The organism is Pseudomonas sp. Irchel 3A7 (assembly GCF_900187565.1).
Classification (GTDB): domain Bacteria; phylum Pseudomonadota; class Gammaproteobacteria; order Pseudomonadales; family Pseudomonadaceae; genus Aquipseudomonas.
Genome location: NZ_FYED01000010.1, coordinates 239,594 through 262,033, shown reverse-complemented (window position 1 = coordinate 262,033; position 22,440 = coordinate 239,594). Strand labels below are relative to the sequence as shown.

The following is a 22,440-nucleotide window of genomic DNA, read 5'->3' as shown; positions in this document are numbered from 1 at the left end:
TCCCGGCTGCGCACGGTGGGGAGCGGTTTTGGCCGGTGGGTAAATAGTCCGCGGTTGCACAATACCTGTGGGAGCGAGCCTGCTCGCGAAGGCGGTCTGTCAGTTGACATCAATGCTGAATGTGCCGGCCCCTTCGCGAGCAGGCTCGCTCCCACACTGATTGCGGGATCAATGAAAAATCCCGGCTGCGCACGGTGGGGAGCGGTTTTGGCCGGTGGGTAAATAGTCCGCGGTTGCACAATACCTGTGGGAGCGAGCCTGCTCGCGAAGGCGGTCTGTCAGTTGACATCAATGCTGAATGTGCCGACCCCTTCGCGAGCAGGCTCGCTCCCACACTGATTGCGGGATCAATGAAAATCCCGGCTGCGCACGGTGATGCCGTCCAGCAGTGGGCTCAAATCACTCAAGCGCCCGGCAATCAGATGCCGCACCTCGCCCTCCCTTTCCCAACGCCCATCAACCTTGAGCAACTGCGAGCCGACCAGCACCTTGCGTTGCCGCTCGGCCAGGTCGCGCCAGACCACCACGTTGACGTTGCCGAACTCGTCTTCCAGAGTGACGAAGGTCACGCCACTGGCGGTGGCCGGCCGTTGCCGACCGGTGACCAGCCCGGCGATGCTCACCGGCCGGCCATGTTCGACGTCCAGCAGTTCCTTCGAGCTGCGGCAACGCCGGGCTTTCAATTCACCGCGCAGCAAGGCCAGCGGATGCGGCCCGAGGGTGGTGCCGAGACTGTTGTAATCGGCCTGCAAGTCCTCGCCGACCGTGGGTTTTGGCAGCGCCACCGTCCCCTCCTCCTGACTGGGCAAACCGGCGAACAGACCGAGCTGTTTCTGCACCCCCGCCACTTCCCAGCGCGCCCGATGGCGATCACCGGCCAGACCGCCCAACGCACCGGCATCGGCCAGTTGCTCCTGGGCGCGGGCATCGAGTCGCGCCCGCTCGCCAAGGTCGGCGATGTCGGCAAAGGCGCCCCTGGACCGCGCCGCTTCGATACGCCGGGCATCGTCCTCGCGAAAGCCCTTGATCATCCGCAAGCCTATGCGAATTGCCGGTTGTGCGCCGGCAATCGGTTCCAGGCTGCAATCCCAGTCGCTGGCCCGCACGTCCACCGGGCGGATCTGCAAATGATGGCGCCGTGCGTCCTGCAGGATCTGGTCCGGGCTGTAGAAGCCCATGGGCCAACTGTTGATCAGCGCACAGGCGAAGGCGGCCGGTTCGTGGCATTTCAACCAGCAACTGGCGTAGGTCAGCAAGGCAAAACTGGCGGCGTGGGATTCGGGAAAACCGTAACTGCCGAACCCCTTGATCTGTTCGAAGATCTGCGCGGCGAATTCGGCGGTGTAGCCGTTTTTCTTCATGCCGGCGGCCAGCCGATCCTTGTGCGGTTCGAGCCCGCCATGACGTTTCCAGGCCGCCATGGAACGGCGCAACTGATCGGCTTCGCCAGGGCTGTAGTCGGCGGCGACGATGGCGATCTGCATCACCTGCTCCTGGAACAGGGGGACGCCCAGGGTGCGTTCCAGCACCACTTTGAGTTCCGGCGACGGATACACCTCGGGTTCTTCCTTGTTTCGCCGACGCAGGTACGGGTGGACCATGCCACCCTGAATCGGTCCCGGCCGCACGATCGCGACCTCGATCACCAGGTCGTAGAAATTCACCGGTTTGAGCCTGGGCAGCATCGACATCTGCGCGCGGGATTCGATCTGGAACACGCCGATGGTGTCGGCGCGGCCGATCATTTCGTAAGTGGCCGCGTCTTCAGACGGGATCGTCGCCAGGCTCAGGTCCAGGTGACGATGCCTGCGCAACAGGTCGAGGCAGCGACGGATGGCGCTGAGCATGCCCAAGGCGAGGATATCGACCTTGAGCAGGCCGACCGCATCGAGATCGTCCTTGTCCCACTGAATGATGGTGCGCTCGGCCATGGCCGCGTTTTCCACCGGCACCAGGCTGTCCAGGGGTTGCTCGGAAATCACGAAGCCACCGGGGTGCTGGGACAGGTGCCGGGGGAAACCGATCAATTGCCCCGTGAGGCTGAGCACCCGGCGCAGCACCGGGCTTTCAGGGTCGAATCCGCCCTCGAGCAAACGCGCCACGGGCGGGGTTTCGTCGCTCCAGTGACCGCAACAATCGGCCAACGCATTGATCTGGTCCGGCGGCAGGCCCAGCGCCTTGGCCACGTCGCGCACTGCGCCGGCCGCATGATAGGTGCTGACCACGGCGGTCAGCGCAGCCCGGGCCCGGCCATAACGCTGAAACACGTACTGCAAGACCTCCTCGCGCCGTTCGTGTTCGAAATCGACGTCGATGTCCGGCGGCTCGTTGCGCTCTTTGGAGAGAAAGCGCTCGAACAGCAGCGTGGTGCGATCCGGATCGATTTCAGTGATACCCAGGGCAAAACACACCGCCGAGTTGGCCGCAGAGCCGCGTCCCTGGCAAAGAATCTGTTGTTCACGGGCGAAGCGGACGATGTCGTGGACCGTCAGGAAGTAGCTTTCGTAGCCCAGTTCGGCGATCAGCTCCAGTTCCTTGTCGATCTGCTTGAGCACCTTGTCTTGCGGACCTTTCGGCCAGCGCCAGGCAGTGCCCTGTTCGGTCAAATGACGCAGCCAGGAGGTGGCCGAGTGCCCGTCAGGCACCAGCTCCCGGGGATACTGATAACGCAACTGGCCGAGGTCGAACGTGCAGCGCCGGGCAATGACCTGCGTTTCTTCGAGCAAGGCCGGCGGATAGAGTTCGCGCAGGATGTCGAGACTGCGCAGATGCCGTTCGCCGTTGGGGTGCAGGCGCAACCCGGCATCGGCTACCGGCAGGTGATGACGGATCGCAGTCATGGTGTCCTGCAAGGCACGGCGCCCTCGGGCGTGCATGTGCACATCGCCGCTCGCCACGGCGGGAATCCGCAGTTCCCTGGCCAGGGTCAGCAAATCGCTCAAGCGTCGGGTGTCGTCCTGACTGCGATGCAACTGCACCGCCAGCCACAGGCCCTCGGCAAAAACCTGTTTCAGCCAGCGGCCCTGCTCGAAGTCATCCACCGCGTCCGGCACCCACAACGCCAGCAACCCCGGCAGTGGCTCGCTGAAGTCATCCCGCAGGATTTGGTACTGGCCTTTCTGCGTACGGCGGCGGGCGCGGGTGATCAGTCGGCACAGGGTCTGATAACCCTCGAGGTTCTCCACCAGCAGCACCAGTTTCGGACCGTTGTCGATGCGGATCTCGCTGCCGATGATCAACGGCAGTTCAACGGACTTCGCCGCTTGCCAGGCGCGGACGATACCGGCCAGGGTGCATTCATCGGTGATCGCCAGCGCCTGGTAGCCCTGCTTTTTTGCCCGTTGAAACAGTTCAAGGGCACTGGAGGCACCGCGCTGGAAACTGAAGTTCGACAGGCAGTGCAGTTCGGCATACCCGGCGCTCATGCGAACCACCCTTGCAGCCACAGCGGCCCGTCCTCGCCGACCGCTCGATACGCCCAGCCTTGCTGGCCGGCACGGGTTTCGATCAGGTAATAATCGCGACGCACGTCGTCGCCGTCCCACCAACCGGACTCGATGCGCTCCGGTCCCATGAGGATGCGCGTGGAGCCTTCGTGCACCGCCAGCGGTTCCGTGAGCAGCCAACCGGGGCGCCTCACGGTCGGGAATCGCGCGCCGGGCTGACTGTCGGCACTGGCCTGCCACGCGCACTCGGGACGGTGATCGGCCTGAAAGCGCAGGCCGTGCACGGCATCATCCCCCAGCCGTGCACGCAGGCGTTCGCGCAGTTGCTCCCAAGGCAAGGACTGCTGCGGGCGGTCGTCGAACAGTTCCTGAAACTGCGGCACGAAGGTCGGCAGGTCTTCGGCGCACAGGCGAAACCCACGCACCGGCGCTTCGACCTGAACCTGCTCCAGCCGCCCCCGGGCCAGTTCGAAGAGCATCGCCGGGTCGCGCTCGGCACTGAGCAGGCCGACCTTGATCAGGGTGTCCGGCAGCCCCGCATGTTCCAGGTGCAGGTCGAAACGCTGCACACCGCTATCCCGTCCACACAGGAACGCCGACAGATCGCCGGTCAGGCGGCGTAACGGAAACAGCAGGGCCTGATGGGATTGCACATCGAAGTTGAGCTCGATGCGCACATCGAAGCGATCCGGCGGCAGATAGAACGCCAGCGCCAGCCGCCGCAACCCGAGCAAGGTGTCCAGATGCTTGAGCACCTGGGCCTCGAAACGCCGGGCCAGGCTCTGCCGAGGCAACGCCTGCACCTGACTCAAGGTGCGCAAGCCCATGCGCGATAACGCCGTGGCCACGCGGGTCTCCAGGCCGATGCGGTCGACGGGTAATTGCCCCAGATGGTGCTGCAAGGCTTGCTCGTCAGGCACCACCAGGCCGTCATAAGCGTTGGCCAGCATCCGCGCCGCCACCGGGTTGGGTGCCGCGACAATGCGGTGACGAAAGCCCAGTTCGCCGAGTTCCCTGCGCAAGCGCGCCTCGAATTGTGGCCAGGCACCGAACAGGCCCAGGCTGGATTCTATTTCAAACACCAGCGCCCGCGGGTAATGCACGCTGACCTGCGAACTGAACCGATAGGCCCAGGCGGCCAGAAACTGCTGCCAGTGCTCGATGTCGGCAACATCGTACTCGGCCGTGGCGAAGCTCTTGCTCAAGGCCTGGGCAGCGCTCATGGACTGGCCGGGACGCAGGCCAAGGGCTCGCGCGGGGCCGTTGACCGCTTGCAGCACCCGGCGCTGGGCCGGGCCAGTCAGCAGCGCCAGCGGCTCATCGGGATCGGCGCGCTGACGCAGTACCGCGTCCAGCGCCAATTGCGGGAACAAAATGCAGACCCAGCGCATGGCAACCTCAATGCCCCACGGGGAAGGCAATCGGCGCCGAACGGGCCAGACCGCCCCGGCACTTGAGCACGCGCAATTGCGCAGGCCTGGCATCGATGGCGATGCGCAGGGCCGCTGGCGAGGGGTTGACCGCTTCGTTGAGCGAGCGATAGGCGAAGGCCAGGGTCTGGCCGGTTTCCGCCGCCACCTGCAAACGGCGCAAGGCGCGATCGTCGGCCTTGTGCGGCCAGCACAGCACCGCGCCGCAACTGCCCGAACGCAGGCATTGTTCCGCCGCCCACAACGCGTCGCGCTCGCTGGCCTGGATGATCGACAATTGACGCAGATCGACCCCGGCGTTCTGCCAGGCCTGGGGGTACGGCACGTAAGGCGGTGCCACCAGCACGATCCGCTCGCCCATCGCCGACAGCCGCGCCAGCGCCGGCCACACCAGTTGCAACTCGCCCACGCCCTGCCCGGCCAGAAGGATCTCGGTCAATGCCGCTTCCGGCCAGCCACCCGTGGGCAGCGCCGCATCCAGCGCGGCATGGCCGGTGGGTTGCGGGCTGGCGGCCGGCGGCGCAGGCCGGCCCTTCCAGACCTGGCCACCATTGAACAGCGTATCCAGCGCAACGACGGCACTCATCAGCCTTGCCTCACCAGGCCGCAGAACACACCTTCGATGGCCAGGTCCCGGTCGGCCTCGACGATGATCGGCTCATAGGCCGGGTTGCGCGGCAACAGGCGAACCCGGTCGCCGACCCGTTCAAAGCGCTTGATGGTGACTTCGCCGTCGAGCCGCGCCACGACGATCTGGCCGTTGAGCGCCTCGGGGTTGCGGTGCACACCCACCAGGTCACCGTCGAGAATGCCGTCCTCGATCATCGAGTCGCCGCGAACCCGCAGCATGTAGTCCGGCGTGCGGGAGAACATCGCCGGGTCGAGCAGCAATCGGCTATGGACTTCGGCATCGGCCCCGATCGGCGCACCCGCCGCCACCCGACCGAGTACCGGGATGTCCAGCAGCTCGGGGCGCGGGGGTTGCCCGAGCAATCGAATGCCCCGGGCCTGGTGCGGGTTGACTTCGATAAACCCGGCTTCGGTGAGCGCCAGCACATGCTTGCGCGCCACGCTGCGGGAGGCAAAACCGAACGCCTCGCTGATCTCGGCGAGGCTCGGGGACTGACCGTGCTCGGCGATGCGCTCGCGAATAAAGGTCAGGATGGCGGTACGGCGGGGAGTTAATGTCGTCATGGAGTACATTTGTACTCTTTTGCGATTTTTCTTACAAGCACCGTTGATGCTGTTTGTAGGAACTGCGGGGATAGCAGAATCCGCGAGCAACCTAAATCCCTGTGGGAGCGAGCTTGCTCGCGATAGCGGACTGACATTCAACGAAAATGTTGACTGTGATGGCCTCATCGCGGGCAAGCCCGCTCCCACAGGTCACGCGCCTGTAGGCAAACCCGTGGCCAAACCCAAACCGCGGGACGCCAGAAACCCTGCGATGTAATCGATAAACGCCAGCACCTTGGCCGTGGCCCGTCGATGGCTGGGGTACACCGCCAGGATGTAAGGGCCGAAGGTGTCCGGATCGATGTCGTAGTCAGCCATCACCCGCACCAGTCGCCCGTCGGCCAGATACGGCGCGGCACTCCACAACGGTGTGTGCAGCAAGCCGCGCCCGGCCAGGGCATTGGCCAGCAACAAGTCGTAATTGTCGCTGCGCAAGCGCGGCGACCGGGGCTGCGGCAAACTCAGGCGCTGGCCGTCGCGCTCGGCCCACCAGAACTCGCGGCTGAGCAACGGATGGCGGTACAGCAACCACTCATGCTCATCGAGAGTCTGCGGGGTGACCGGCAGCCCCTTGCGCGCCAGGTACTCGGGGCTGCCACACAGCGCCAGGCGATTGCTGCCGACCACACGGGCGATCAGCCCCGGCAAGTCGTCATGGCCTTCGCGCAAAGCCAGGTCGTAGCCGCTGTCCAGCAGATTGACGAAGTCATCGCACAGGTCCACTTGCAGGTTGATCTGCGGGTATAGCTCAAGAAAGCCGCCACACACCTGATCGAGAAACGCCTGACCATAGGCCAGCGGCGCGGTGATTTTCAGGCTGCCGCGCAGGCCGTGTTGCAACTGCTCGATTTCCTCGCCGGCCTCGTCCAGCCGCTGCAAGACCTGACGCGCGGTGTCCAGATAGAGCCGCCCCGCTTCCGTCAGCGAAATCCGCCGGGTACTGCGCTCGAACAGGCGCGTACCCAGTTCCGCCTCCAGATGATTGACCGCTTTGGTCAGGGCCGACGGAGTTTTCCCCAATTGCTCGGCAGCGCGACTGAAACTGCCCAGTTGCGCCGTGACCACAAACATTTTCAGCGCACCCAACTTGTCCATATTTTTTCCATTCAGGCAAAAACGTTTTTCATGAGCGAGGCGTTCTGCCGGGCGCAGCAAGCCACTAATCTGGCCATCAGACGCAATAACAAGGAAACATTCAATGAAAAAATTCATCCCGAATCTGTTGATGGCCGCTGTGAGTTTTTCCTCACTGGAAGCCATGGCGGCCACTGATCTGGTGCTGTTCAACGGCAAGATCTTCACCGCAGACCGCAGCCAGCCCAAGGTTCAGGCCCTGGCGGTACAGGACGGCAAAGTGCTGCAAGTCGGCAGCGATGCACAGATCAAGGCGTTGATCGAGGCCGGAACCCGAGTCATCGACCTGGGCGGCAAGACCCTCATGCCCGGCCTGATCGACAGCCACTCCCACGCCATTTTCGGTGGCCTGGAAAGGGTCTCGGCGAACATGGAAGACGAGGTGGTCGACCTCGATGAGCTGGAAAAACGCCTGCGCGCCTGGCGTGACGACGGCAAGGCGAAGCACGGCGATGTACTCAGCGTGGCCGGCATGAGTTCGGCCTACTGGGCGCAGTCCGAAGCCTTGGGCAAGACATTCAACAGCGGCGAATGGGCCAGTGTGCCCGTCGTCTTTACCGGCAGCGACCACCACACGGCTTGGGCCAACGACGTGATGCTCAAGCGCGCCGGTGTCGACGCCGCGCTGATCAAGTCTTTGCCGGCGGCTGAAGACGGCACCATTGGCAAGCTGAAGGACGGCAATCCCAACGGGTTTCTGGTGGACGCCGGCTGGGACCGGGTTGCCTCGAAAATGCCGGCGCCGAGCGCCGCCGACATGCTCAAGGCGGCGCAAACCGCGGTGAGCTACAACAACAGCCTCGGCATCACCGCGTGGATGGACCCCGCCGCCAACGCCGCGCCGGGCCAGCCGGTGTTCGCCCTCAAGCCCACGGAGAAAACCGTCGGCGTGCTGCCGGTGTACAAGGCGCTGTCGCAAAGCGGTGGCATGACCGCCCACGTCGCCGCACTGCTGGTGGCCAATTCGAAAAGCGTACCGGCCGATCTCGATACGCTCGACAAAGTCCGACAGCAGTTTCAGGACGTCCCCAACCTGACCTTGCCGGGCGTCAAGATCTTCGCCGACGGCGTGATCGAATACCCGGCGCAGAGCGCAGCGATGATCGACCCTTACAGCAACTCGCACAAACAGGGCGAACTGTTGATCGATCCGAAGCGTTTCGGCGAACTGGTCAGCGCCATCGATCAACGGGGCTGGCGGGTGCACATTCATGCCATCGGCGACCGTGCGGTGCGCGAGTCATTGAATGGTATCGAACAGGCGCGCAAGGACCGCCAGAGCGGCGTAGCCCACTCCATCACCCACCTGCAGATGGTCAACCCGAAAGAGTTCGCCCGGTTCAAGCCGCTCGACGTCATCGCCTCGATGCAACTGCTCTGGGCCAGCGCCGACGACTACACCACGGACATGATCAAGCCTTACGTCAGCGCCCTGGCCTTCCGTTACCAGTACCCGGCGCACTCGCTGCTCAAGCAGGGCGCGACCATCGCCGGGGCCAGCGACTGGCCGGTGTCCTCGCCCAACCCGTGGAATGCCATGGCCCAGGCCATCACCCGTGACGGTCCGCTGGGGGCACTCAATGCCGATGAGCGTCTTGACCGCGAAACCATGTTCTACGCCTACACCCTCAATGCCGCCCGGACCATTGGCCTGGACCAACAGATCGGCTCGTTGAGTGCCGGCAAGCAAGCGGATTTCATCGTGCTCGACCGTGACGTGTTCAGCGTCGACATCAAGGCCCTGCACGATACTCAAGTGCTGCAGACCTGGTTCGCCGGTCGCCAGGTCTACGCCGCTACCCTCTAAGAAAAATCAACTCACCCGCCGCCATGCCTCGCGTTTCGACACGAGGCCCGGCGCAGCTTTGCCTGCCGTACACCCACAACAGCCCTGCCCATAACAATCACAATAACGGGAAACACCCCATGAAAGCTTCCACCCTGCTCGCCCTCGGTGCCTTGAGTTTGCTGCCCTTGAGCAGCCAGGCCGTCCCCTTGAACGATGACTTCGCCCTGCTGCTGGACGTGACCCTGGCCAGCGACTATCGCACCCGCGGCATCTCCCAGACCCAGAACGACCCGGCCCTGCAAGGCGCCATGACCCTCGCCCATACCAGCGGCCTGTACCTGGGCGCCTGGAGTTCCAACGTCGACTATGGCGGCGGCCTGAAAACCCGCCAGGAAATCGACTACTACGCCGGTTGGCTGTGGCAGGCCACCGACGCGGTCAGCCTTGATGTCGGCTATCTCAAATACACGTACCCGAGGGAGAGCCAGTTCAACCAGAGTGAGGCCTACGGCATTCTCAGCGTCCATGGCGTAAAACTCGCCGCCTACTACTCCGCTGATGCACCGGGCATCGACAGCAAGCAGAATTCGCTCTACAGCTATGTCGGTTACGAGACCGAATTGCCCTATGACCTTGGCTTGAAACTGCGCTACGGCATGATGGACTTCAAGGACCCGCACCTGTACACGCGTTCGGGCAAGGCCGAGGATTCGTACCGCGAATGGGAGGTCAAGCTGACCCATGAACTGGCCGGTGTGATGCTGGGGCTGAGCTACATCGACACCGATCTGTCGAAGAGCCAGTGCACCAGCAACTGGGGGTTTGATGATGTGTGCAGCGCGACTGTGGTGGCGAGTGCCAGCAAGTCTTTCTGACCACCACTAACACTCTGTGGGAGCGAGCCTGCTCGCGAAAGCGGCAGCACATTCGACATTAATTTGTCTGATATACCGCCTTCGCGAGCAGGCTCGCTCCCACATTAGTTATGCGTCGTTTCGAGTCCAAGTCCCGCCAGATAATTCCACGGGTAGATCCCGCGGTCATGCCCGTCACTGAACACCAGCTGCAGGCCGTAGCCTTGGGCGTTCAACTCGATCACACGCACACGCTCATCGACCAGCGGCGTCATCCCCCGCAGCCGAAACGCCCGGCATTGCGAACATGGGCATTGCCGCCGCAGTTCGGCATGACTCAACAATTGCTCGCGGCCATCCGGCCAGTTCAACCGCAGCTGTTGCTTGCTGCGGGAATTGCCCACCGCCACCGGATTCATTGCAGTTGACTCAGGGCAATGCGCACGGCCTTGCGCACTTCCGGGTCGCCGTCGTCCTGCGCGGCCTGCAGCGGTGCGATGGCGCCTTTATCGTTCAATTCACCGAGGGCCAGGGCGGCTTCCTTGCGCAGGTTGCTGATGCGGTGGCCGAGGGTTTCGATCAGCGGCTCGAGGGCCGGAGTAAAGCGCAGGCGACCCAGGCTGCGGGTGGCGCGCAGGCGAACTTGCCAGTAGTCGTCGCTCAGGGCGTCGATCAAGGCGGGACCGGCGTCGGCGTGGCCGACTTTGCCCAGCGTCGTGGCGGCTTCCTCACGCACTTGCCAGGCCTGGTCCTGCAATGCCTGGCGCAACGCCGGCAGGACCTGAACATCAGAGGCCAGGCCCAATGCGCCGGTAGCGGCGCGGCGGACTTCGGTGTCCGGGTCATCACTGGCCAGGCGTGCCAGTGCGGGCAAGGCATCGAGCTGCTTGAGCCAGCCCAGCACACCGACCGCTTCACGCCGAACGTTGGCGTCCTCGTCGTTCAATGCCAACAACGCCGTCGGAGCCGCCTGGGTAAAGCGAAGTTCACGTAAAGCCCTGAACGCGGCAATGCGCACGCCGATGTCGGCATGCCCGGTCCACGGCAGAATCACCCTACCCGCCGCTTCGCTCTTGAGCAGGCTGAGGCTTTGCGCCGCGGCGGCCCGCACGGCGTCGTCAGGATCGGTCAGGGCCTGGCACAGCGCCTCGACCACGGGCAAGTCCTCCCAGGCCTCCAGCAACCGCGCAGCTTCGGCGCGGACGTCGGCGACCGGGTCTTCGGCCAATCGATTGACCAGCCACAGCAGGCCATCCGGCTCTTCCAGATCGGCCAGCTCGATCAGCGCGATACGGCGCACACCGGCGTCTTCATCGGTCAGGCGTGGTTGCAGGGCGAGAATGTCATCGTTATCGGTTACATCGAATAGTGAGGTCATAGGGCAAATCGCGGCAGTTGGTTTTCTGTGGGAAGTCCGAGAGGGTTCAGGCGTGGCAGCTGCCGACCATCTTCATGACGCAGTAACTCGAGGCAATGACGCTTCAAGCGGGAAAATTCGTGGCTCGTCACCAGTTCGCTGGTGCGGGGCCGGGGGAAGTCCAGGCGCAGATCTTCGATGATCCGCCCGGGACGCGGGCTCATGACCAGCAGGCGATCGGCGAGGAACAAGGCTTCGTCGATGTCATGGGTGACGAACACCACGGTGGTGCGAATCCGCGTCCAGATGTCCAGCAACAGCTCCTGCATGTTCAGGCGGGTCAAGGCATCGAGGGCGCCGAACGGCTCGTCCATCAGCAACAAGCGTGGCCGATTGACCAGCACCCGGGCGATTTCCACCCGCTGCTGCATGCCGCCCGACAGTTGATTCGGCCAGCGCTCGGCAAAGCCCTCAAGACCGACCAGGGCGAGGATTTCATCGGCGGCCCGGTGCCGCTCGGCCTTGCCGATGCCGCGCATTTTCAGGCCGAAGGCGACGTTGTCGCGCACCGTGCGCCAGGGAAACAGTGTGTGTTGCTGGAACACCATGCCCCGTTGCGGTGACGGCCCCGACACTGGTGCACCATCGACCCTGAGGCTGCCGGTGCGCGGTTGCAGGTGGCCGGCCAGGGCGCCGAGCAAGGTGGACTTGCCGCAACCGGACGGCCCGAGAATGCACACGAACTGGCCCGGTTCGATCTGGCAGTCGAGACCCTGCACGGCCTCGAAGGCCGCGCCGCCCTCGCCCAGGCTGATCGACAAGCCGCGTATATCGATACGCCCTTCAGGTTGTTGAAAAACGCTCATCAGGCTTTTCCTCGTGGTCGATGCCAGGGCGTGAACAGCCCACCCAGGCGTTTGATCAACAGGCTACTGCCCATGCCGAGCAAGCCGATCAGCAACATGCCGACGACGATGTCGGGGTAGTTCTGGATGGTGTAGGACTCCCATGTGTAGTAGCCGATGCCGAACTGGCCGGAGATCATTTCCGCGGTGACCAGGCAGAACCAGGAGGTACCCATGCCGATGGCCAGGCCGGTAATGATGCTCGGCGCGGCGCCCGGCAAGATCACTTCCAGCAGCATCGCCCGGCGCCCTGCCCCGAGACTTTTTGCCGAAGCGATCAGCCGTGGATCGACGCCTTCGACGCCGTGCACGGTGTTGAGCAGAATCGGGAACAAGGCACCGGTGAAGGTGATGAACACCATCGACAGCTCCGACGACGGGAACATCAGGATCGCCAGCGGGATCCAGGCCACCGCCGGGATCGGGCGCAGCACTTCCAGCGGTGGCAGCAGCACATCCTCGGCCCATTTCGAGCGACCGATGGCCAGGCCCAGGCTGATGCCGATGACCAGCGCCGCGAGGTAGCCGGCAAATACCCGGCCGAGGCTGCTGCTCAGGTGCTGGGCGAGCTTGCCGGAGTCGCCGAGGCCGAGCGCCGCTTCAATCACCGCCAGCGGTGTCGGAACGTTGGCGAAGGTCACCAGGCCGAGGTTCCAGTGGTGGCTGGCGGCGAGTTGCCAGAACAGCAGGCAGAACAGCAGTGAGGCGGCTCGGGGGAGCCAGCGGTTAAATGATCGGTTCACAATAATTCCTCTCAACCCGCCCCCTGTGGGAGCGAGCCTGCTCGCGAAAGCGAAGGATCAGTAGACATTGATGTTGAATGTCAGTCCGCATTCGCGAGCAGGCTCGCTCCCACAGAGGATTGTGGTGATTTCAGGGTTAGCGGACGGCCACGGCCTGGGTGGTGGCGTCGGTGAAGTCGAACACCTTGCCGCCCTGGGCCGACGCAAATTGCTGGGCCTGGCCTTTGAGCAGAAACGCGCTGAGCCGCCCTTTCGCATCACTGGCAAACCACGCCTGATCCGCCAGCAACTTGATGCCGCTGTCGCTCGCCTGGGCATACACCGCGCGGATGTTCTTGCCTTCCTGCTTGAGGCTGGCCAGCGCGCTGAACGCCGCTTCCGCCGAGGCGTATTGACGGACTTTCGGCTCGCCGCGCACCCAGATTTCGGCCACGCGGCTAAAGTCGGTGATGGCCTTGCCGCTCGACGCATCCACCGCTTTGAGTGGCGTCTGCCGGTAATCCGCAAGCTGCGCGGTGTAGTCCAGATTCGAGGCCTTGAATGCGGCGCGGATGTACTGGTCGTCGATGAAGGTATTCAGATCGAGACCGCGATCGGCCTTCTTGAGCAATTTGAGGGTGTCGATGGCGGTGCCGACAGCCTGGCGGTATTCCGGCTTCCAGCTCAGGTCGCGGGTCTGCACACCCAGCGGGCCGTGAAACAGGTAATTGACCTCGGCATCGACCCCGGTGACCTTGGCGATCAGCTCGCTGTATTTCTCCGGCTCGGCGGCGAGCAGTTGGTTGGCTTCGATGCTGGCGCGCAGGTAGGCGACGACGATTTCCGGGTACTTTTTCGCGTAGCCCTGGTCGACCAGCGCACCATGGAACGTCGGCGCACCGGCCTGGGAACCGTCGTAGATCTTGCGGGCGAAACCACGGCTGGGGAACAGCTCGGCGAACGGCACGAAGTCGGCGTGGGCGTCGATCTTGCCGGCCTGCAACGCGGAACCGGCAACTTCCGGCGGCTGGGCGATGATGTTCACATCCTTGAGCGGATCCCAGCCCTGGGCCGCCACGGCCCGCAACAACATGCCATGGGCAGTGGAGGCGAACGGCACGGAAATGGTCTTGCCCTTGAGTTCGGCCAGCGACTGCACGCCCGACGCGCTTGGCACCACGATGCCGTTGCCGCTGCCCTTGGTACTGCCCGACAGCACGCTGATAAACAGGCTGTGTTTGCCCGCCGCTTCAAACGCCACGCCGTTGAACGAACCGGGGAAATCGGCCATGGCGCCAAAATCGAGTTTGCCGGCGACCATCTCATTGGTCAGCGGCGCGCCACTGGTGAAGTTTTTCCAGACCACGTCGTACGTGGCGTCCTTGTATTGGCCGTCGTGGGGCAGGTATTTGTCCAGCAGGCCGAGTTCGCGAATCAACAGACCGCCGGCGGCGCAGTTGATCGTGGTGTCCTGGGTGCCGATGGCGATGCGGATGGTTTCGGCCGAAGCCGACAAGGTGAATGAAGCCAGTACCAGACCGGCGATCGTTGCACGCAACATGAGTGTTTCCCCTCGAATCATTTATAGGATGTTCGTCTCCGCCACGATCAGGGCGTGGTGGGAAACGAGGGGTGTTTTGAAGCAAGCGTCCGGGGGTGGCCGGATGGCGTTGTAAGTCCTCTGTACTCGATCCATTGTGGGAGCGAGCCTGCTCGCGAAAGCGTCCTGTCAGTCCACAGAGATGCCAGCTGTGCCGGCCTCTTCGCGAGCAGGCTCGCTCCCACATTTGGGCAGTGTTTCAACGCAACAGGTAAGGGATGTCTACTTTCACCGCCCCGGTCGGGCAGTCCTTTTCACAGGGCATGCAGTACCAGCACTCATCGAAGGCCATGTAGGCCTTTTGTGTGGCCGGATTGATCGCCAGCAAGTCCATCGGGCAAACGTCGACGCACACGGTGCAGCCTTTGTGGGCGATGCAAAGGTCCTCGTCGACCGTGACCGGTGCGTTGGAGCGAAAGAAGATTTCCTGGGGTTGATAGGCCATGTTCGGTCTCTCTTTTATGGACGGCATCAAGCCGCATCGGCACCGACCCGCAACCGGTCGTAGGCCTGCATTTCATCGGCGTCCAGCGGGATGATGTAGGGCTCGACGGCTTTCTTGAAACTGGTCATCAGACCGTTGTCACCCTTCTTCAGGTGGCAATGGCAGAACCAGTCACTGTCGTTGCGCTGCGGGTGGTCGACCCGGTAGTGGTAAAGCCCCCAACGGCTTTCGGCGCGAAACAATGAAGCGCGGGCAGCCATTTCGGCGCAGTCGCGGATCATGCTGACTTCCATGGCGCGCATCAGTTCGTGGGCGTTGTGGGCCTTGATCTGGTCGAGGTCGCGCTGGATGTCGCTGAAGCGTTGCAGGCCGATCTGCATCTTCTTGGTCACCTTCGGCGGTTGCAGGTAATCGTTGACGAAACGCCGCAACTTGTACTCGACCTGGGCCGGCGGCAGGCCGTGTTCGCGGTCCAGCGGTGCGTAGACCCGTTGCCTTTCGGCTTCGATCTGCGCGGCATCCAGCGAGGAAAACTCGCGCTCGGCGACGAAATCCGCCGCGTTGGTGCCGGCAAACCAGCCGTAGGTGAACGCGCCGAGCATGTAATTGTGCGGCACTGCCGCCATATCACCCGCCGAATACAGCCCCTTGACCGACGTCTCGGCCTTTTCGTTGACCCACACTCCCGACGCCGAATGCCCGCTGCAAAAACCGATCTCGGAGATGTGCATCTCCACCATCTGCGTGCGGTAGTCGGTGCCGCGATTGGCGTGGAACTGGCCGCGACTCGGACGCTCGTTGCTGTGAAGGATCTCCTCGATGTTCTGGATGGTTTCCTCGGCCAGGTGATCAAGCTTGAGAAACACCGGGCCGTTGCCGCTTTCCAGTTCCTGATGGAATTCCCACATCATCTGGCCGCTCCAGTAGTCGCACTCGATGAAGCGCTCGCCCTTGTTGTTGGCGGTGTAGCCGCCCAAGGGGCCGGTGACGTAGGCGCAGGCCGGGCCGTTGTAATCCTTGATCAGCGGGTTGATCTGGAAGCATTCCAGGTTCGCCAGCTCAGCCCCGGCGTGATAGGCCATGGCGTAGCCGTCGCCGGCATTGGTCGGGTTTTCGTAAGTGCCCATCAGGTAACCCGAGGAAGGCAGGCCCAGACGCCCGGCGGCACCGCAGGCGAGGATCACCGCCTTGGCCTTGATCACGTGGAAGTCGGCGGTGCGGCAATCGAAGCCCATCACGCCGTTTACGGCGCCCTCTTCGTCCTTGAGCAAACGGGTGCAGACCAGGCGATTGGTGATGCTCACCCGCGCCCGCTTCAACTGGCGGTACAGGACTTTCTTGATGTCGTGCCCTTCCGGCATCGGCAGCACGTAAGCGCCCATGTGATGGACTTTCTTCACCGCGTAATCGCCGGTCTCGTCCTTCTCGAACTTCACGCCCCAACGATCCAGCTGTTCGATGGTTTCGAAACTGTGGGTGGCATAGGCGTACACCGCAGCCTGATTGACGATGCCGTCGTTGGCGATGGTGATTTCCTTGGTGTACTGCTCCGGCGTCGAGTGGCCCGGAATGATCGCGTTGTTCAGGCCGTCCATGCCCATGCTGATCGCGCCGCTGCGCTTGACGTTGGCCTTGTCGATCAACAGCACCCGTAGATCACGGTTGCGTTCCTTGGCCTTGATCGCCGCCATGGGGCCGGCGGTGCCGCCGCCGATCACGACGATGTCGTATTCCAGTTCGAGCGTGGTTCTGGTTCCAGAGCTATGGGTCATGCCTGCGCCCCTTTTTGCCGGTCGATCCGCAGGCGGTACTGGAAGGCATCGCCACGGTAGTAAAGGTGTTCGAAGTCCAGCGGCCGCCCAGCGGCATCGTGGGTCAGACGCTCGATGCGCATGATCGGCGAGCCGGCTTCGACGTTCAGCGCCTGGGTCAGGTCGCTGTCGGCCAGCACCGCATCGATGGCCAGATCGGCGTGACCGAGGGCCAGGCCACAGTCGTTCTCGAGGATCAGGAAGATATCGCGGGTCACCAGGTCTGCTTTCTCCAGGCGCTCGCCGATGGACTTGGGCAGGTAGGTGATTTCCAGGGAGATCGGCTCGCGGTTGATCAGCCGCACCCGCTTGATCTGCGTCACGACCTCGCCTTCAGCGACCTGCAGACGCTCGGCGACCAGCTTGTCGGCGGCGATGAATTTGAAGCTGCGCAGGCGGTTGATCACCTCGTAGCCGCGACCGGTCATGGACTCGGCCAGGCCTTGCAGGGTGCTGACGTTCTGAAAAGTCTTGGGCTTGGCGACAAAGGTGCCCTTGCCGTGGATCTTGAAGATCAACCCTTCCTTTTGCAGATCGCCCAGGGCCTGGCGCACGGTGATGCGGCTGACCTTGAACAGCGCGCCAAGCTCGCTTTCAGAAGGCATCTGGCTGTCTTGGGGGTATTCGCCGTCGAGGATGCGGGCACGCAGCACGTCGCGAAGCTGGGTGTGTAGCGGCACGCTACTGAGGGGAAGAACGTTATCGGTCATCAGAGCATCACTTGTCATAACGAGTTATGACGTGATCTTAAAGTTCTAACGAAGGGCTTGAGAAATATTGTTTGGGTATAAGGTTAGATACGCAATGTGCCCCCTGTGGGAGCGAGCCTGCTCGCGAAAGCGGAGTGTCAGTCAACACATTGCCGACTGTTCTGACGCTTTCGCGAGCAGGCTCGCTCCCACAGGTTTAGTGGCGCTTGAGGATCTGGTCCATGACCCAATCGGTTTTCAGCGCCTCTGCGGCCAGCGCCGGATGCCGGGCTTCGCCACGAATATGAGCATTCATGCCCAACACGTGATGCCACTGGATATGCTCATGATGCTCGATGGTCACGCTGAGTCGCTCATCGGTCTCAAGCTCTACCGGCTGTTCGTCGAACACCGAAAAGCTGATCCGGCCTTTGCTGCCGATCACCTCGACCCGATCCTCACGCCGATCCGCCACGAAGTTCCAGCAGCCCATGCCCAGCGCTCCCCCAGCAAACCGCCAACTGGCGCTGACGGCATCCTCGGCGGCATACAAACCCGCCTGCCGCGCGGTGAACCCGGTGACCTCTACGATATCGCCCAGCAGGTACTGGAACAGGTCGAAGCCATGGCTGGCGAGGTCAGCGAAATAACCGCCGCCGGCAATCGAAGGATCGGTGCGCCAGTTATCCGTACCGCCAAGATCGGCCGGCGACGGAGCTTTGGTCAACGTCCAGCTCAGGTGCCGAACCTCGCCGATGCGCCCGTCCTCCAGCCACTGCCGCACCTGCTGGAAGCGCGGCAACGAACGCCGGTAGTAAGAAACAAACAGGTGCAGCCCGGCATCGGCAAAAGCCTTTTGCATCTCACGGCTTTGCCCGGCGTTCAGCGCCATCGGTTTTTCGACACAGCAATGCTTGCCCGCGGCGGCCACCTTCAGGGCGTAAGCGTGATGACTGTCGGGGGGCGTGGCAATGTACACCGCGTCGACTTCGGGATCGTTGATCAACCCCTCAACGTCGGTGTAGATCCGGGCGATGCCGTGACGCGCGGCGTAATCGCTGACCGCTTCCAGACGCCGCCCCATCACCGCCACCAGCGCCGAACCGGGCGCCTTGTAAAAGGCCGGCCCACTCTTGCGCTCGGCAACGCTGCCGCAACCGATCATGCCCCAACGCACCACATTCATCGTCATGCTCAGCCGATGCGCAAGGCGCGCAGGTCCAGGCGGCCGTCTTTCAGCGGCGGGCACCAGTAGTAGCCGCCGGTGATCGGCCGGCTGATACGGTACAGACCGTCGGTGATGCCATCTTCCAGACCGCTCATACGTCGCAGCTGGACTTCGAAGGCGTCGAGGGAGAAACCGAATGCCAGGAACATCAGGCCGGCGCGGTCGTCTTCGATCCATGGCATCGAACGGCGGACCACGAATGCCTCAGGAGCGAAGCTTTCCTGGGCGGTGCGTTTGACGTGGGCGGAGATCGGCGCGTCATCGAGTTCTTCGTTGTCGCTCAAGCGCCGACCCATGATGTCGTCCGTTTCGTGGGACGGCATTGCGTGGAAACGCTTGAGATCATGCTGCCACTGCTGGATTGCGGCGAAGCTGCCGCCAACCGTGCCTTCAGCGCCCTCGCCCACCAACGCCGCAGCCGCGGCCGCTTCGTCGCGAGGGTTCTCGGTGCCGTCTTCGTAGCCGGTCAGGTCATGGCCGTCGCGGTGACGGAAGCCTTCGGTCACCTGCACCAGGCGTAGTGCCGGCGCCAATGCGGCGGCAAAAACGTGGCTGCGATTAAGCAATTCGCCACGGTCGGTACCGTGCAACCAGCACCACAGCGCGTGTTGGGTCGACGGGTTATCCACGCCCACGCCGCTCATCGCCGGGAACGTCCGCAGCCCTTCGATATTACCATCGAAGGCCTTGACCAGGGATTCACCGAAACCGACCACAGCCGCCGTGCCGTCCACCAGTTGCACCAACTTGTCGAGCGCGGCCGGCAGATCGGCAGCGGATTCGAGGGCGAAGAACATATGGCGGGCGTGAGGCGGAACAGGGGTGGCGAGAATGCCCGGCTGGTAGTGACTCATGTGAACTCCTTTAGAAAGAACGCGAAGTTTAACCGCAGCACCCGTCGTTGTGTGGACTGAGGTCAAAAGTCGCGTTTCAAGAAGCGCGCAAAGCAGTCTACGCTTGTGACACAAGATCCAGACCCTCAACCCCTCTATTCTGCCCATTGCCGCTGGTTTGACTCACTGTAGGAGCGAGTTCGCTCGCGAAAAACTCATTAACGCCACGGGGCACCTGATTTTACGCGTTATCGTTCACGACCTTTGCGAGCAGGCTCGCTCCCACAGAGGGCCTGGCTCGCCAACTCACACGGGGTAGCGACATGAGCACAGCAGACCTGCTTGGCAACCTGTTTCCCGAGGCCGCCAGCATTCCGGAAAAATACCGCCTGGGCGGCCAGATCGAACAACGTGAATACCTGGTCGACGGCGTCCTGAAAACCTGGCCGGGCGCCCTCGCCACAGTGCGCAGCCCGGTGTACCTGAGCACCGCATCGGGTGACGAACAAGTCATCCTCGGCAGCACGCCGCTGCTGGATGCCGACACCGCACTGACCGCCCTCGACGCTGCCGTCCGCGCCTACGATCGCGGCCAGGGTCTGTGGCCGACCATGCGTGTGGCCGAGCGCATCCAGCATGTCGAAACCTTCCTGGGGCGCATGCGCGAACAGCGCGAGGCCGTCGTCAAGCTGCTGATGTGGGAAATCGGCAAGAACCTCAAGGACTCGGAAAAAGAGTTCGACCGCACCTGCGACTACATCGTCGACACCATCAATGCCCTGAAAGAACTCGACCGCCGTTCCAGCCGCTTCGAACTGGAACAGGACACCCTCGGCCAGATCCGCCGCGTACCGCTGGGCGTGGCGTTGTGCATGGGGCCTTACAACTATCCGTTGAACGAAACCTTCACCACGTTGATTCCGGCGTTGATCATGGGCAACACCGTGGTGTTCAAACCGGCCAAGCTCGGCGTACTGCTGATTCGCCCGCTGCTGGAAGCGTTTCGCGACAGCTTCCCGGCCGGGGTGATCAACGTGATCTACGGCAGCGGTCGCGAGACCGTCAGCGCACTGATGGCCAGCGGCAAGATCGATATCTTTGCGTTTATCGGCACCAACAAGGCCGCCAGTGACTTGAAGAAACTGCATCCGCGCCCTCACCGCCTGCGCGCGGCGCTGGGGCTGGATGCGAAGAACCCCGGCATCGTCCTGCCGGAAGTGGACCTGGACAATGCCGTGACTGAGGCGCTCACCGGCTCCCTGTCGTTCAACGGCCAGCGCTGCACCGCGCTGAAAATCCTTTTCGTCCACGAAGACGTGGTCGATGCCTTTATCGAGAAATTCAACGCCAAACTGGCCTCGCTCAAACCCGGCATGCCGTGGGACAGCGGCGTGGCCCTGACGCCCCTGCCGGAGTCGAGCAAGGTCGATTACCTGCACGCGCTGGTGGCCGATGCCGTCGGCAAAGGCGCGAAAGTGGTGAACCCCCATGGCGGCGAGGCCCGCGCGTCGTTCTTCTACCCGGCGGTGCTGTACCCGGTGACGCCGCAGATGCGTATCTATCAGGAAGAACAGTTCGGCCCGGTGGTGCCGATCGTGCCATACCGTCATCTGGACACGGTGATCGATTACGTTCTGGAGTCGGACTTCGGCCAGCAATTGAGCATCTTCGGCACCAATCCGGTCGCTGTCGGCCGCCTGGTGGACACCTTCGCCAACCAGGTCGGGCGCATCAACCTCAACGCCCAGTGCCAGCGCGGCCCGGACACCTACCCATTCAATGGCCGCAAAAATTCCGCCGAGGGTACGTTGTCGGTGCATGATGCGTTGCGGGTGTTTTCGATCCGTACGTTGGTGGCCACCAAGTTTCAGGAGACCAACAAGGACCTTATCAGCGAGATCATCAGCGGGCGCAGTTCGAGCTTTTTGACCACTGATTACATTTTCTGAGGAGCGAGAACCTGAGCACCACTCTGCCACCGCTGCTGCGCCGGTACTGCGTCCGTTGCTGGACTCGTATCGGCGCTATCCCATGCACTGCGTCGCGCAGGAACATCCGAGCGGTTTACGGGGTAACCGTCCGCCGAAACTTCAGGCTCCAGCCCTGCTGCATGCCGGCGGCGGCCAGCAGAATCGCGGCTACCCCGATCCATTGCAGCGGTTCCAGGCGATGGCCGAAGGCAAACCAGTCGACAAAGATCGCCGCGATCGGATAGATGAACGACAGTGCACCGGTCAATGCCGTCGGCAGTTTCTGGATCGCGCCGTACAGCAGCACGTACATCACGCCGGTGTGCACGATACCCAGGGTGACCAGGCTGCCCCAGGCGCTTGCCTCCTGTGGCAGGGCCGAGAAGTGCGCGAATGGCGCGAGCAGCAACACACCGGTGCTGACCTGAACCAACGCGATCAGATGCGGCGGCGTACCGGTCAGGCGCTTGATGATCAACGCGGCGATCGCGTAGAGAAACGCAGCACCCAAAGCCAGAACGATACCTATCAGATACTCGTTACCGCTCTCGCCCTCCCCGCCATGTGCACTGACGATCGCCAGCATTCCGAGAAACGAGACGCCCAGCCATGCCAGCTTCTGCAGCGTAATTTTCTCGTTGAGGAAGACCGCGGCCAGGCCCACCAGCATGAACGGTTGCACGTTGTACACCGCGGTGCCGATGGCAATCGAGGCGCGGGAATAGGAAGCGAACAACAACACCCAGTTGCCGACGATCGCCACGCCGCTGAGCACCGCCAACAGAAACGTGGTGCGGGTCAGGATACCGGGGCGCAGGAAGCCGAATGCCGCGCAAATCAACAGCAGCGCACCGGCCCCGAACAGGCAGCGCCAGAACACCACGTCCAGCACCGGTTGCCCGGACACCAGCACAAACCAGCCGATGGTCCCGGAGATCAGCATGGCGGCGGTCATTTCGAACGAGCCGCGACGTATTGTTTTGTCCATTTC

At 63.0% G+C, this 22,440-nt stretch carries 19 protein-coding genes; 3 read left to right on the top strand and 16 right to left on the bottom strand.

Annotated elements, in window-relative coordinates:
• Positions 1-347: 347 nt before the first annotated feature.
• From CKW21_RS18315 to CKW21_RS18295, 5 genes are all read right to left on the bottom strand, one after another.
• On the bottom strand, positions 348-3,425 hold the full coding sequence (locus tag CKW21_RS18315; RefSeq protein ID WP_095195355.1) for an error-prone DNA polymerase: 3,078 nt from the start codon (positions 3,423-3,425) through the stop codon (positions 348-350).
• On the bottom strand, positions 3,422-4,837 hold the full coding sequence (locus CKW21_RS18310; RefSeq protein WP_095195354.1) for a DNA polymerase Y family protein: 1,416 nt from the start codon (positions 4,835-4,837) through the stop codon (positions 3,422-3,424). Before CKW21_RS18310 ends, CKW21_RS18315 begins: the two co-directional genes overlap by 4 nt.
• 7 nt (positions 4,838-4,844) lie before the next feature.
• Positions 4,845-5,462 (bottom strand): translesion DNA synthesis-associated protein ImuA, encoded by a 618-nt coding sequence (imuA, locus tag CKW21_RS18305; RefSeq protein WP_095195353.1) that lies wholly within the window; start codon positions 5,460-5,462, stop codon positions 4,845-4,847.
• Positions 5,462-6,079: a transcriptional repressor LexA gene (gene lexA / locus CKW21_RS18300; protein ID WP_095195352.1), complete on the bottom strand. Its 618-nt coding sequence runs from the start codon at positions 6,077-6,079 to the stop codon at positions 5,462-5,464. Before lexA ends, imuA begins: the two co-directional genes overlap by 1 nt.
• Positions 6,080-6,262: 183 nt before the next feature.
• Positions 6,263-7,207 (bottom strand): LysR family transcriptional regulator, encoded by a 945-nt coding sequence (locus CKW21_RS18295; protein ID WP_095195351.1) that lies wholly within the window; start codon positions 7,205-7,207, stop codon positions 6,263-6,265.
• Between the two features lie 103 nt (positions 7,208-7,310).
• On the opposite strand from CKW21_RS18295, the gene CKW21_RS18290 reads away from it, so the two are divergent.
• Positions 7,311-9,053 (top strand): amidohydrolase, encoded by a 1,743-nt coding sequence (locus tag CKW21_RS18290; protein WP_095195350.1) that lies wholly within the window; start codon positions 7,311-7,313, stop codon positions 9,051-9,053.
• Positions 9,054-9,172: 119 nt separating this feature from the next.
• Positions 9,173-9,910, top strand: coding sequence for a TorF family putative porin (locus tag CKW21_RS18285; RefSeq protein ID WP_095195349.1), 738 nt, complete (start codon positions 9,173-9,175; stop codon positions 9,908-9,910).
• A gap of 104 nt (positions 9,911-10,014) precedes the next feature.
• Here CKW21_RS18285 and CKW21_RS18280 read toward each other — a convergent pair whose 3' ends face one another.
• The 10 genes from CKW21_RS18280 to CKW21_RS18235 form a co-directional block, all read right to left on the bottom strand.
• Positions 10,015-10,308 carry a DUF971 domain-containing protein gene (locus CKW21_RS18280; RefSeq protein WP_095195348.1) on the bottom strand — a complete coding sequence of 98 codons (294 nt, stop codon included), beginning with the start codon at positions 10,306-10,308 and terminating at the stop codon, positions 10,015-10,017.
• Positions 10,305-11,267, bottom strand: coding sequence for a HEAT repeat domain-containing protein (locus CKW21_RS18275; protein WP_095195347.1), 963 nt, complete (start codon positions 11,265-11,267; stop codon positions 10,305-10,307). Before CKW21_RS18275 ends, CKW21_RS18280 begins: the two co-directional genes overlap by 4 nt.
• Positions 11,264-12,112, bottom strand: coding sequence for an ABC transporter ATP-binding protein (locus tag CKW21_RS18270; protein ID WP_095195346.1), 849 nt, complete (start codon positions 12,110-12,112; stop codon positions 11,264-11,266). The genes CKW21_RS18275 and CKW21_RS18270 overlap by 4 nt, the downstream gene beginning before the upstream one ends.
• Complete coding sequence (locus CKW21_RS18265; protein ID WP_095195345.1) at positions 12,112-12,894, bottom strand: ABC transporter permease; 783 nt, start codon at positions 12,892-12,894, stop codon at positions 12,112-12,114. The genes CKW21_RS18270 and CKW21_RS18265 overlap by 1 nt, the downstream gene beginning before the upstream one ends.
• 136 nt (positions 12,895-13,030) lie before the next feature.
• Positions 13,031-14,455 carry an ABC transporter substrate-binding protein gene (locus CKW21_RS18260; protein ID WP_170948687.1) on the bottom strand — a complete coding sequence of 475 codons (1,425 nt, stop codon included), beginning with the start codon at positions 14,453-14,455 and terminating at the stop codon, positions 13,031-13,033.
• A 217-nt stretch (positions 14,456-14,672) separates the two neighbouring features.
• Positions 14,673-14,918, bottom strand: coding sequence for a ferredoxin family protein (locus CKW21_RS18255; protein ID WP_008060065.1), 246 nt, complete (start codon positions 14,916-14,918; stop codon positions 14,673-14,675).
• Positions 14,919-14,944: 26 nt separating this feature from the next.
• Entirely contained in the window at positions 14,945-16,690 is a 1,746-nt protein-coding gene (locus CKW21_RS18250) for a fumarate reductase/succinate dehydrogenase flavoprotein subunit (protein WP_095195343.1), read from the bottom strand.
• Positions 16,687-17,439: a GntR family transcriptional regulator gene (locus tag CKW21_RS18245; protein ID WP_095195342.1), complete on the bottom strand. Its 753-nt coding sequence runs from the start codon at positions 17,437-17,439 to the stop codon at positions 16,687-16,689. Before CKW21_RS18245 ends, CKW21_RS18250 begins: the two co-directional genes overlap by 4 nt.
• Positions 17,440-17,635: 196 nt before the next feature.
• Positions 17,636-18,604, bottom strand: coding sequence for a Gfo/Idh/MocA family protein (locus tag CKW21_RS18240; RefSeq protein WP_095195367.1), 969 nt, complete (start codon positions 18,602-18,604; stop codon positions 17,636-17,638).
• An 8-nt stretch (positions 18,605-18,612) separates the two neighbouring features.
• Positions 18,613-19,500 carry a Dyp-type peroxidase gene (locus CKW21_RS18235; protein ID WP_095195341.1) on the bottom strand — a complete coding sequence of 296 codons (888 nt, stop codon included), beginning with the start codon at positions 19,498-19,500 and terminating at the stop codon, positions 18,613-18,615.
• Between the two features lie 302 nt (positions 19,501-19,802).
• Here CKW21_RS18235 and CKW21_RS18230 point away from each other — a divergent pair, with 302 nt between their 5' ends.
• Positions 19,803-21,428 carry an NADP-dependent glyceraldehyde-3-phosphate dehydrogenase gene (locus CKW21_RS18230; protein ID WP_095195340.1) on the top strand — a complete coding sequence of 542 codons (1,626 nt, stop codon included), beginning with the start codon at positions 19,803-19,805 and terminating at the stop codon, positions 21,426-21,428.
• 115 nt (positions 21,429-21,543) lie between these two features.
• Here the strand turns inward: CKW21_RS18230 and CKW21_RS18225 are convergent, their stop codons facing one another.
• On the bottom strand, positions 21,544-22,437 hold the full coding sequence (locus CKW21_RS18225; protein WP_095195339.1) for a DMT family transporter: 894 nt from the start codon (positions 22,435-22,437) through the stop codon (positions 21,544-21,546).
• Positions 22,438-22,440 lie beyond the last annotated feature (3 nt).